Source organism: Saprospiraceae bacterium, from assembly GCA_016712145.1.
Classification (GTDB): domain Bacteria; phylum Bacteroidota; class Bacteroidia; order Chitinophagales; family Saprospiraceae; genus Vicinibacter.
This window is the reverse complement of sequence record JADJRO010000001.1, coordinates 2,101,776-2,114,722: the sequence shown is the minus strand read 5'-3', so window position 1 is coordinate 2,114,722 and position 12,947 is coordinate 2,101,776. Positions and strand designations below refer to the sequence as shown.

The following is a 12,947-nucleotide window of genomic DNA, read 5'->3' as shown; positions in this document are numbered from 1 at the left end:
GGGATGCTTTTTAATTCAATAAACAATTTATGGTTTTTGAAAAAGTAAATTTAAAAAGCTGACTTGGATGTGATTTTAATTCATACTATGTGAATCAAATTTCATTTTTGTAAAAAAGAGTTTGGGTAATAAATTTATTGGAAATGTTAGCTTGCGTGGGATTTAGAAATTCACTTCAATTTATTACAACATTCCTTCATCTGCAAAACTATAATACGTATCTTCTGTAACGATTAAATGATCCATAACCTGGATGTCGAGCAATTGTCCGGCAGATTTTAATTTTTTAGTCAGTTCGAGATCCTGATTGCTGGGTCGTGTGGAACCGGAAGGATGATTGTGTACTAAGATCACTCCGCAAGCTTTAATGTCAAGAGCCCTGCTAAAAATAAGTCGTGGATCTGCTACAGTGCCGGTAATCCCTCCTTTTGAAATATTTTCAACGGACATAATTTTATTGGCACGATTGAGGTAAAGGATCCAAAATTCTTCATGACCCAGATCCTGCATTTTTAAACGAATGACATCATAGGCTTGACGACTTGCTACAATGACTTGTTTATCCTGAAACAAACTTTCCTGTCTTCTTCTTCCCAACTCCAGGGCTGCTTCTATAACCAATGCTTTTACTTTTCCAATGCCTTTGTATTTGCACAATCGATCAACGCCCAGTTTACTTAATTCCGTTAAGTCTTGTTTACAGGAATCCATGATATTTCGAGCTAAATCCAATGCATTTTCACCACCACTTCCCGAACCAATTAGAATGGCAAGCAATTCCGAATGGCTTAATGCCAATTTGCCTTTATCCAACAATTTTTCTCGTGGTCGGTCATCTGTTGCCCAATGTTTAATTGAATTTGTTGAGTCTGTTTTAGGTCTACTTCTCATGTAAAAACTGTAAAGTTATTTTTATTAAATTATTAAATCATTACACTTTATTAAATCAACTTGATTATTTATTTTACGTGGTAGGATATTTATTTAATAAGTTGATAGATGATAGTTGATAGATAATAGTTGTTTGTTAGATAGATGATCGTTGTTAGCATGTCATCAATAAGCAATAGCTGTTCAATTAAACATTCCTCTGTCCTCTAGCCTCTAGCCTTTAGCCTCTAGCCTTTAGCCTCTAGCCTTTAGCCTCTAGCCTTTAGCCTCTAGCCTCTAGCCTTTAGCCTCTAGCCTTTAGCCTCTAGCCTTTAGCCTCTAGCCTTTAGCCTCTAGCCTTTAGCCTCTAGTCTCTGGGCCCCATTTTAGAATTCCAGCATTTCAAAATTGCAGCATTCTTCAACCTTCTTCTTATCTTTGCAATTAAATGAGTCAGTCGATTTCCCCATTTGCAGATTTGTTGAGTTACTTTCCAAAAGCTGAGTTGCCACTTACGATTCAATATTCAGATCATCATCAGTTTAGTAAAGCCAACGACGATTTGCCGGATCCTTTGCTTCAACAATTTATTTTCCCAAATCTGGATTTTGAAGTGGATGAGTTTTCTGAATTCCTGCCCTGTCTGCAATTTGAATCCGTAAAAGGCATTCATACCTTGGTTTTGTGGGCAGCCCGATTGATGCGGTATTCGTTTTATCTTATAAATTTTGACGAACAAGGAAGGTTTTTACATTTACAAGAAATTGCAGGTTTTTATTCGGAAGACGAACAACTAATTAACAAAATGGCCCATATTGATGTTACTGGTCATATATACATCCTGGAAGGAACGCTCGATGATTCACATCTTGAAGTTAATCCGGTTCATACAAAAAAATGGATGCTCGAATTTTTACCCGATGGGAATCTTCGAAAATCTGAAGTCAATTTAGAATTATAAATAACCCATGAAAAAAAAATCAGGGAAACCCTTAAAATCAAAAAAAGCAGCGAAAACTCCTCAAAATCAATTACGCGAACGCATTTTAATTTTCTTCCAGCTTAATAGCACTAAAAAATTTACGGCTTTTCAAATTGCTAAAAAACTTAAAGTTAAAGACATTCGTTTTTTATTAGAGCAACTGGATACGCTGGTTGAGAAAAAACAAATTAAACACAGCGCCAATCAGAAATATGCTGCCTTGAGTTCGACTGCATCAAAAGGCGACTCCAAATCTACCTCTAAAGTATTTTCAGGATATGTGGACATGGCACGTGCCGGATTTGCTTATATCATTTGTCAGGATGAAGTGCACGATGTTTATGTGAATCAAAAACATTTAAACGGAGCTGAAGACGGAGATCTGGTTAAAGTAGAATTGCTTCCGGGTCGTCGGGTCAAACCAGATGGTAAAATCATTGAAATCATCACCCGTTCACGGACGCAGTTGATTGGTGTGGTGCGTTTTTACAATCATCGCGCCATTGCTTTTGCACAAGCGGGTAAAAAACTGATTGAGGTCCTGGTCCATATCCCCCGTAACATTCCTGTAGAGGAATTTGATCGGGTAGTGATTGCAATTACCAAATACAAAGAGAAGTCACGGGATTTATTGGAGGGGAATGTTATCCGAAATCTGGGTAAAGAAACTTCCAATGATATTGAGATGCAAAGCATTTTGGTAGACAAAGGATTTCCACTGGATTGGTCAGAAGCTTTACTAACGGCTGCTGATAAAATTTCACCAGAAATTAGCTTGCACAGTTATCGCAAAGATTTTCGTTCGGTGACCACATTCACCATCGATCCATTTGACGCAAAAGATTTTGACGACGCATTGTCTGTACAAAAAAATAAAGAGGGACACTGGGAAATTGGAGTGCACATTGCCGATGTCAGTCATTATGTTGAAGAACATTCTGCACTCGACAAGGAAGCGTTGCGCAGAGGAAATTCAGTTTACCTGGTAGATCGAGTTTTGCCAATGTTGCCCGAAAAATTATCTAATAATTTATGTTCGCTGCGACCGAAGGAAGATAAATATACGTTTTCGGTTGTATTTACATTGGATGATAAATTTAATATCATAGGTCAATGGATAGGGAAAACCTTGATCCATTCAAACCATCGTTTTACGTATGAAGAAGTACAGGAAATTTTAGATGGAAAACAAGGTCCCTATCAAAAAGAATTGCAGTTACTGAATACGCTGGCAACGCATATTCGCAAAGAGCGTATGGCACATGGGTCGATCGACTTTGATTCCGTAGAAGTAAAATTTAAATTGGATGCTCATGGAAATCCATTAGAGTTATTAATCAAAGAGCGCAAGCCGGCACATATGTTGATCGAAGAATTTATGTTGCTTGCCAATAAATACGTTGCTTTATTTATTGCCCAAAAAAACAAGGAAAAACCCATTCCATTTGTATATCGGATTCATGATAAACCGGATCCTGGAAAATTAGAAGAACTCGGTCATTTTGCACTTGAAATGGGATTGAAACTTGACTTTAGCAGTCCTAAAAAAATTTCACAGTCTATCAATAAAATTTCAGAAGCAGCTCAAAAGAATGAAGTATTTAAAATTCTGCAACCGCTTGCAATCCGCTCGATGGCCAAAGCAGAATACAGTCCGCACAATATTGGGCACTATGGACTCGCATTTCCATTCTACAGTCATTTTACCTCACCCATTCGCCGGTATGCTGATTTGTTGGTGCACCGCTTGTTATATGCGAATTTGGAAACGAGTTACAGGGCAGAACCCGATCTATTGCATCGCCAATGTTTGCATATTTCCAATCAAGAACGAAAGGCTATGGAAGCTGAACGCGCATCAACCCGATACTTTCAGGTGGTGTTTTTAAAAGATCGCGTTGGCGAGTTGTTTGATGGTAGAATTATTGGGATGAATGAACGAGGATTTTACATTGAATTGGAAGGCAGTCACTGCGAAGGTTTTTTGCCAATTAACCAGTTAGATAACGATATAGAAATTCATAAAAGCAGATTTAAAGCATCCTCTTCTTTTATAACCAAGGCTTGGAAAATTGGCGATAAGTTAAAAGTCAAATTGGTTGCTGCAGACCTGGATCAGAAAGAGCTCTTGTTGTCAATTATTTAAAATTTAAATAGTTAATAGGTGTTAGTTGATAGGTGTTAGTAGGAGCGATGAATAGTCTTCTGCGTCTCTGCGTCTCTGCGTGAATTTTTTTTTAAATTAGATTGAAAAAATAAGAAGAAAAGAAGCGAATTAGTCTATAGAGAACAGGGTGTTTATAAAATGCAATAAATTTTACAAGTTTTCGAAGGCGTCCCGGTTGATCATTTCAATAAGTAGTTTCCGAAGGCGTCCCCGCCGAGGATTTGCGAAGTAATAAGTTGATAGTAGTAGAAATGTCATTTTCAATTTAGTAAGCAAGTCCATGCTTTGAAATTTTAATCCCGTATGAGCAATAAATAGTTGATAGGTGATAGTTGATAGGTGATAGTTGATGGGTGCTAGTAGTATCCATACCTAAAAAATGCACGTTCCGTCCTGAAGATTCAAAGATCGCCATTAGCCTCCTTCCCTAACAGTCTAACAGCCCTCCAGCCCTCTTCCCTTCGCCTATTTTCCTTTTTTTATTCCGTTTATTTGTCATAAAAAATTGAAATTCAATAACTTAATTAATCGAATGGAGTATATTAAGCATTATTCTGCTAAAAATTTAGTACCTTTGCACTCCTTTTGAAGAATTAAGCTTATCGTATGAGTAAAAACAGGATTCTCTTTATTACCCAGGAAATGGAGCCTTATCTGGATCTTTCAGGCATTGGCTCTTTGATCCAGAAATTGCCGGCCTATGCGCAAGACAGTGGGATGGAGATCCGGATTTTAATGCCGCGTTTTGGCACCATCAACGAGCGAAGACATCGATTGCATGAAGTGGTGCGACTTTCAGGAATGAATATTATCATAAATGATGATGATTTTGCCTTGATTATCAAAGTGGCTTCTTTACCTGGTTCCAGGATTCAGGTTTACTTTTTGGACAATGACGAGTTTTTCAAACGCAAAACCGTTTTTGAAGATGAAGAAGGAAAATTATATGACGACAATCAGGATCGGATGATTTTCTTTTGTAAGGGTGCCTTGGAGACTGTAAAAAAGTTTGGCTGGCCACCGGATGTGGTTCATTGCCATGGTTGGATGACCAGTTTGATCCCGTTTTACCTTAAGACAAGTTACAAGAACGACCCTGTTTTTAAACATTCAAAAGTCGTATTGTCAGTTTACGATCAAATTATTGAAAAAAGCTTTACAGAAGACTTTTTAACCAAAGCAGCCATTAATAATTTAAAACCCGAACAATTGTTGGCATTTAAAAATGGCACTGGCATTACACTCGATAAAGGGGCCATTCAATATGCAGACGGCATCATTCAGGGAAGCCAATCTATCAGTGATGCCCTTAGTACGTCCATTCAAAGTACTGAAAAACCTTTTATTAAAACAACGGAAGAAGAATTTTTGCCTTCTTACATCGATTTTTACAAGAATCTGATTCATTAAACCGTTAATTCAGAATAGCTTTTAATAATGACCGGTAAATTATCTCGAGGATTCATGCTTTTATCCGGAGTATGGATTCTATTAACGTCTTGCAATGAAATCGATCCTTTTGGTTCAGATCTTCTCAATTCAGCATGGATTGATGCAAAAGGCATTGATACATTTCATATACAAGCAGGACCTGCAGATCCGGATTCTATTATCAGTTATCGTGTGATGACCACCCTGGGTTTATCAGGATTTCAAGACATTTCATTTCCTTTGGGCGTAATGAATGATCCTTTGTTTGGCAAAGTAGAGGCTGGATTTGGAAGTCAATTGCGCATCATTGCCAGTAAGAACCTGGATTTTTTAACCAGTACGGTGGATTCGGTGGTGATTTCACTCCGTTACGATACCAGTACATTTTATGGTTATAATACAACTCCGGCTACCGTTAGGGTGTATCCATTAAGCCAGCCGTATTCAACTTCATCAACCTATTACAGCAATTACCTTCCGGGTTATGACAAATCAAATGTGTTGGGGGAACTAAAAGACTTCATTCCCAATAAAAAGGATAGCCTCATGATTTTGGAAGATACTTTCAAACTCCAATTGTATCCGCAACTCCGATTTCGGATGGACACTGGAGCGTTCATGAAAATATTGAGGTCCTATGCCGATACCATTTATTTTACTACGGACAGCTTCAGCAAATCGTTTAATGGAATCGCAGTGGTTTGTGAATCGGGAGATGGTATCATGTCTGTATTGCCACAGCACGCTGATAGTAAAATAACGGTGTATTACCATTATTCAACTGATACGGTACAATCAAAGCGTGAATTTTACATGAGCAGCTTTGCTGCAAAAACGCCATTTTATAAAATTGATAATCAGGCAACCGTTGCTGCCAATTGTTTGAACGGAAGCATTCTGGGAGACAGTCTCTTGTGTATGCAAGGATTTACAGGAAGGGATATCCGTTTGAAAATTCCGTATGACAGTGCTTGGAAAGGAAAATTTATCAATTACGCTGTTTTGCATTTGACCGTTGACGATCAACCAGGAGATGACCGAACCAACTTTCCGCTTCCAAAATTGTTAGAAATCTTTGATATCAGCAGTGGAACGAAGGTAGCCATTGATGATGTGGCACTGGGATTAACAACCAGTACAAGCTATATTCGTATTTTTGGAGGAAATCCGGTCGCTTCAGTTCAAGATGGAAAAACGGTTTATAGTTATAAAATGAACATTACCAGACATTTTCAAAAATCTTTAAAGGCTAAAAAAGATCTGGATTTGGTAATTAGCCCATTGTTTAAACTGGAGTCAGCAGGACGCCTCTTTTTTAAAGGCCCCGGAGCGACCCAAAATCCGGCAAAATTGATATTAACCTATTCTGAATAAGATTAAAACACATTATATTTACATGTAATATGTGTGGAATTATTGCATATCTTGGAGATAAGAATTCCTATCCAATACTTTTGGAAGGGCTGCGCCGTCTTGAATACAGGGGCTATGACTCTGCAGGCATCGCGCTATTAGATGGCGAATTGTCCGTTTATAAGAAAAAGGGGAAGGTTCAGGAATTGGCCGATCTCACAGAAAACAAAGGCCTCTACGCAACCATCGGAATGGGTCATACCCGTTGGGCTACTCACGGCAAACCGGATGATATCAATGCGCATCCGCATTTTTCAGGTAACAATCGCCTGGCCATCATCCACAATGGCATTATTGAAAATTATGCCACACTTAAAGAGGCACTTACTCGATTAGGTCATCGCTTTGAAAGTGAAACCGACACCGAAGTACTCATCCATTTAATAGAAGAATTTCAAAATCGCGACAGTTTGCCGTTGGAAGAAGCTGTTCGCAAAGCACTCAATAAAGTGGTGGGCGCATATGCCATTGTGGTCATTGATAAAAATGATCCCAATAAATTGGTAGGTGCCCGAAAATCTAGTCCGTTGGTAATTGGTTTGGGTGATAAGGATTTATTTATAGCATCGGACGCAACACCGATCATTCAATATACCAACAAAGTCGTCTATCTCAATGATGAGGAAATTGCGGTTTTGACTCGTGACAAAGGATTGGAAATTTCAACCCTGAGCAATGATGAATTGCAGGAACCTGTAATTCATGAGTGGGACATGAGCATGGATCAATTGGAGAAAGGTGGGTACGAACATTTTATGTTGAAAGAAATCTACCAACAATCTCAAACCATTTCTGATTGCATGCGGGGCCGATTGAATGCAATTGAAGGTTGGGTGCGCCTTGGAGGACTTGAAGAACACATCAATCGGATCAATAAAGCCAATCGCATCATCATTGCAGCCTGTGGTACGTCCTGGCATAGTGCATTAATTGGAGAATATTTAATTGAAGACCTCGCACGAATTCCGGTTGAAGTTGAATATGCTTCAGAGTTTCGATATAGAAATCCAATCCTAACCGACAAAGATGTGGTCCTAGTAATTTCACAGTCCGGTGAAACTGCAGACACACTGGCTGCAGCTGAATTGGCCAAAGAGAAAGGAGCCCTTGTTTATGGTATTGTCAATGTGGTTGGGTCGTCCATTGCGCGCATGACGCATGCAGGTTCCTACATACACTGTGGTCCAGAGATTGGAGTGGCTTCTACAAAAGCTTTTACAGGTCAGGTTACTTTATTGACTTTAATGTCTCTGGTTTTAGGACAGCGCAATGGCAGTTTATCCAATTCGTATTATCACCAGTTGATTGCAGAGTTGGCTAGCATTCCGGATAAAGTAGAAAAAGTACTTGCATCCAATGAAAAAATAAAATACCTGGCGGGGGAAATTAAAAATACAAACAACACCCTGTACCTTGGAAGAGGATATAATTTTCCAGTTGCATTGGAAGGTGCTTTGAAATTGAAGGAAATTTCTTACATCCATGCAGAAGGGTATCCGGCAGCAGAAATGAAGCATGGACCCATTGCCCTGATCGATGAAAACATGCCAGTGATTGTGATCGCAACCAATGTCAGTGCTTATGAAAAAATTGTTTCCAATATCATGGAAGTCAAAGCACGTAAAGGCATTGTCATTGCCATTGTTACTGAAGGCGATGTAGAAATTAAACGGATTGCAGATCACTTTATAGAAATTCCAAGCACCATTGATCCATTGACACCCTTGCTGTCAGTGATCCCACTCCAATTATTATCCTATCATGTGGCGGTTATGCGTCAATGTGATGTAGATCAACCAAGAAACTTAGCAAAATCCGTTACTGTCGAATAAAATTTTATGACGAATCCTAATATTCAGTTTGCATACAATACTTCTCAAACCGAACTCATTATGCCTGAGTACGGTCGGAATGTGCAAGATCTTATTGTGCATTGTAAAAAAATAGAAGATCCAGTTTATCGCCAATCGTTTGCAGAAGAAATTATCAATCTGATGCAAATCATGACTCCGTACAATCGGAATTTTGATGAACACCGCCGCAAATTGTGGCATCATTTTTTTAGAATTGCCAGTTATGAAATTGATGTTACAACGCCCTATGGGGATAAACCCAGTGCGGATCTTGATAAGTTGAGACCTGAAAAAGTACCGTATCCAATTCCTGCAGACCGCTACAGACATTATGGCAATTATGTAAACATGCTGATTAAAAAAGCCATGCAGATGGAAGCCGGTCCGAAACGCGATGAGTTTTCACAAATCATCGGTTCGTATATGAAAATGGCATTTAAAAATTGGAACCGCGAACATTATGTGAGCGACGAATTAATAAAAAGTGATTTATTAAACATGTCGAATGGTCAGTTGACCATTGATGAGAGTGTTCAATTTAATACCCTGGCAAATACAGCGATAAAAAGCCAGCGCAGGGTTTACAAAGGAATGAATAAGCAGAATTACCGGAATAAGAAAAACAATAATTATCGCGGCAAATCCAACAATAACAGCAACAACAAGCGCAGGCCTTGATTCTAAATCATGTTGAATCCTTCCCAACACGATATCGTTCTGCAAGCAGCCCGCAATTGCATTGAGATAGAAGCACAAGTTGTAGCAGATTTAAAAAATCAAATTCAAGAATCATTTGTACAGTGTGTCCAGCTTATTTACGAATGCAAGGGACGCCTGGTGGTAACGGGCATTGGTAAATCTGCCATCGTTGGACAAAAGATGGTGGCCACCTTTAATTCAACCGGAACCCCATCTTTGTTTATGCATGCTGCTGATGCCATTCACGGTGATTTGGGAATGATTCGTCCGGAAGATATTGTATTGTGTATTTCGAAAAGTGGCGAAACGCCAGAGATTAAAGTTTTGTTGCCCTTGGTCAAACATTTAGGATCTCAATTAATTGCAATGGTTTCAAATTCCAATTCGAGTTTAGCCCAACAAGCCAATCAAGTGATTTGGATTCCGGTTGACAAAGAAGCAGAGCCCAATAACCTGGCACCAACGGCCAGCACAACGGCTCAAATGGTTATGGGCGATGCGCTTGCAGTTTCATTGCTTGCCTTGAGAGGATTTACACCCATGGATTTTGCACAATTTCATCCCGGCGGTTCTTTGGGAAAGCAATTGTACTTAAAAGTTAAAGATATCTATCCTTCCCATGAAAAACCAGCAGTGTTTGAACAAGCCGGATTGAACGAAGTGATTTTGGAAATGACCTCCAAACGTTTGGGCATGACGGCTGTGATAAATCAAGAAAATAAATTATCCGGCATCATTACGGATGGAGATTTAAGACGCATGTTGCAAAAAACAAGTTCGATGGATTCTTTACAAGCAAAAGATATTATGTCTTTAAATCCAATCCGCATAGCACCGGATGCATTGGCTGTAGAAGCATTTCGAGTATTGAAAGATAGAAACATCACCCAGGTTATTGTAGCAGCCGGCGATCAATATTTAGGAGTGATCCACATTCATGATTTAATAAAAGAAGGCATCATCTAATGTTCTTTCCAATTGGTGACGACAATGTACAAGGAGGTTACAAGCCTTTGTTTTCCTATACCTTGATTTTGGTCAATGTATTGGTATTTTTATTTGAGTTTAGTTTGCAACAAGATGCAGCAGAAGCAATGGTTGTTGAGTTTGGTTCGATACCGGTAGAAATTAGTTCGGGACAGGATTTATATACGTTACTGACTTCCATGTTTATGCATGGAGGTTGGATGCACCTGATTGGTAACATGTTGTTCTTATGGGTTTTTGCAGATAACATAGAAGCCGTAGTTGGTACGTTCAATTTTATTTTATTTTACATGCTTGGAGGCATCGCCGCAGCGCTCATACATGTCTTGACCAATCCCTACAGTGAATTGCCCATGATCGGGGCCAGCGGCGCCATCTCTGCAGTAATGGGAGCCTATCTGGTCATGTTTCCGGCGTCTCGCATCCGGGTATGGATTTTATTTTTATTTACTTCTGCATATGTGCCGGCCTTATTTTTTCTTGGCATATGGATAGCACAACAAATGGTTGCAGGATTTGGCTCATTGGGACTTAACACCGAAGAAGGTGGTACTGCCTGGTTTGCACACATCGGAGGATTTGGATTTGGATTGGTGGTAGGATTTTTCGCACGTCGGAATTATAGGAATCGGTATAAATATCAGGAAGAAAATTGAAGTTTTTAGTAAATATTTTTTTTGATTGCGATTGTTTATTATTAATCAAATATCTAGCGCATAGGATATGAGCTGTAGTAAGTTATATTAATAATCAAAAAGAGTTAAAGCCTATTAATATTCTTTGTTAAAATAACTCGTCCATTTTCCAGTATCGAAATAAAATAAATTCCTTGAATTAAATCATCCATTTCCACTGTATTGACCCCTTGAAATAAACGGACTGACTTTACATTTTTACCAATTTGGTTATAGAAATGTGCTGTCATATTTTGAGGATGGTAATTGCTGATATTTATTTGTAAGAATTCTTTGCAAGGATTGGGAGCTAATAAGAAATTTGATTTAATATCTATTTGTATTGGTGAGTCATCAAGACCTACCGTACCAATTTGAATGTCTTTGCACAAGGTATCCGAACCGTGTTTGTTTTTTGCAATCAGACAGACCGGGTAAATACCATTTTTTGAAAAATTATGTTCTGGATTTTTTAATGTGCTGGTATTGTTGCCGCTGGCAGGATCTCCAAAGTCCCATTGCCATTCTAAAATATCTGTATAACTGAGATTGGTAAAATCAAATCTCAAATAATTGAGGCTATCCTGAGCATACCTCCAACGGGCCACTGCTGATTTATTGATACCCAGGGTATCGCAAGGGCTGTCATCCCAATCAAAGATTCTAAAATGAGGAAAATTGGGCATGGATTGAAAATAAGTGGATGGCAGTAAAATATCATGTTGCTTTAAATTGCAAGCTTTACCGGGTAAATCCGGATTGTGTATAACATGAAGGAAATTGGTTTCACTGTTGGTAATGCCATAAATTTTGTGATCTGGACCTAGCATCAATTGATAGAAGGTGGAAAAAAAAGTATAGGGTAGTTTATAATGATCGGTAGTATCAATTAAAGTATAGGAGTTTGAAATATCAGGGGCATCCAGATTGTATTGATACAAGGAAAAATCTGCGGAAACATAAAGCAATTTACTATTTGGAGAAAAACAAACACCCCGTGGATAGTATCGATTGTCATCAGCAGGTTTATTTAAAGAAATGTAATCAGACAATAGACCAGTACATCGATCAAATCGAAATAAATTGGCTCCATTGTACTCAGAAACCAATGCATACCAATTGCCATCTGGAGAAAATGCTGCTTGAGCAATCCAGTATTGATGAGTCCATATATTGCCTATGGCTTGTTTATAAGGTCCTAATATTCCAGCTGGGGTGAAAAGGTATTTAATAAAATTATTATTAAAGGATTCGTGCATTACAATCCACCAATCACGACCATTTCCATGTCTGATTGCTTGAATACCTTCAGTAGTTTCTAAAGAATCTATTAAAATGCTTTTATCAGTTATTTTGAAGTTTGAGTTAGTATCTCTTAAAATCTTGGTCCTAAATAATAATCCAGGATTAGTATTTTCCAATTGCCCAAAATGAAACAGACTATAAAAATATTTATTATAATCGTATAATAAAATCGTAGAACTCCTTGATGGGTATGCTCCTAAAGTTCCATGACAATATTGATTTGTTACAGATCCAGGATTTAAACTATCACTAGTTGGGACTAATTTATGATATTTATCAAAAATAGCGCAGTTATTTGTATATATAGCCAAAGCTCCTTCATTAGTACATATTGAACTACAATCAAATAGCCTCGTATTTATATTAAAATATTGAACTTTTGGGAATTCTGCATAAAAATCAATCATACTTCCTCCAAAATAATCGACAGGTCTATTTGGTTCATGGCCAAACAACCAAATATTATCTTGTTTATCTTGTGCAATTAAATCATAACAAAACATAAATAATGAAAAAATTGTAAAATATTTCATAAATTAAATTTGAAAAAAAATACCATGCATTTA

10 protein-coding genes are annotated in these 12,947 nt (G+C 38.1%); 8 read left to right on the top strand and 2 right to left on the bottom strand.

Annotated features, from left to right (window positions below; translation table 11 throughout):
* Positions 1 to 183: 183 nt before the first annotated feature.
* Positions 184 to 891: a DNA repair protein RadC gene (gene radC / locus IPK91_08965; GenBank protein ID MBK8297389.1), complete on the bottom strand. Its 708-nt coding sequence runs from the start codon at positions 889 to 891 to the stop codon at positions 184 to 186.
* Between the two features lie 427 nt (positions 892 to 1,318).
* Between radC and IPK91_08960 the strand changes: the two genes are divergently transcribed.
* The 8 genes from IPK91_08960 to IPK91_08925 all read left to right on the top strand — a co-directional run bounded on the left by IPK91_08960 (position 1,319) and on the right by IPK91_08925 (position 11,058).
* Positions 1,319 to 1,831, top strand: a complete 513-nt coding sequence (locus tag IPK91_08960; GenBank protein MBK8297388.1) for a hypothetical protein — start codon at positions 1,319 to 1,321, stop codon at positions 1,829 to 1,831.
* A gap of 7 nt (positions 1,832 to 1,838) precedes the next feature.
* Positions 1,839 to 3,998 carry a ribonuclease R gene (gene rnr / locus IPK91_08955; protein MBK8297387.1) on the top strand — a complete coding sequence of 720 codons (2,160 nt, stop codon included), beginning with the start codon at positions 1,839 to 1,841 and terminating at the stop codon, positions 3,996 to 3,998.
* Between the two features lie 627 nt (positions 3,999 to 4,625).
* Complete coding sequence (locus IPK91_08950; GenBank protein ID MBK8297386.1) at positions 4,626 to 5,429, top strand: glycogen/starch synthase; 804 nt, start codon at positions 4,626 to 4,628, stop codon at positions 5,427 to 5,429.
* A 54-nt stretch (positions 5,430 to 5,483) separates the two neighbouring features.
* Positions 5,484 to 6,824, top strand: coding sequence for a DUF4270 family protein (locus tag IPK91_08945; protein ID MBK8297385.1), 1,341 nt, complete (start codon positions 5,484 to 5,486; stop codon positions 6,822 to 6,824).
* Between the two features lie 29 nt (positions 6,825 to 6,853).
* Positions 6,854 to 8,695 (top strand): glutamine--fructose-6-phosphate transaminase (isomerizing), encoded by a 1,842-nt coding sequence (gene glmS, locus IPK91_08940; protein MBK8297384.1) that lies wholly within the window; start codon positions 6,854 to 6,856, stop codon positions 8,693 to 8,695.
* Positions 8,696 to 8,701: 6 nt separating this feature from the next.
* Positions 8,702 to 9,394 carry a DUF4290 domain-containing protein gene (locus IPK91_08935; GenBank protein ID MBK8297383.1) on the top strand — a complete coding sequence of 231 codons (693 nt, stop codon included), beginning with the start codon at positions 8,702 to 8,704 and terminating at the stop codon, positions 9,392 to 9,394.
* Between the two features lie 9 nt (positions 9,395 to 9,403).
* A complete protein-coding gene (locus tag IPK91_08930) occupies positions 9,404 to 10,381 on the top strand; it encodes a KpsF/GutQ family sugar-phosphate isomerase (protein MBK8297382.1) in 978 nt (325 codons plus the stop codon).
* Positions 10,381 to 11,058, top strand: a complete 678-nt coding sequence (locus IPK91_08925) for a rhomboid family intramembrane serine protease (GenBank protein MBK8297381.1) — start codon at positions 10,381 to 10,383, stop codon at positions 11,056 to 11,058. Before IPK91_08930 ends, IPK91_08925 begins: the two co-directional genes overlap by 1 nt.
* 104 nt (positions 11,059 to 11,162) lie before the next feature.
* Here IPK91_08925 and IPK91_08920 read toward each other — a convergent pair whose 3' ends face one another.
* A complete protein-coding gene (locus IPK91_08920; protein MBK8297380.1) occupies positions 11,163 to 12,914 on the bottom strand; it encodes a PKD domain-containing protein in 1,752 nt (583 codons plus the stop codon).
* Between the last annotated feature and the right edge of the window lie 33 nt (positions 12,915 to 12,947).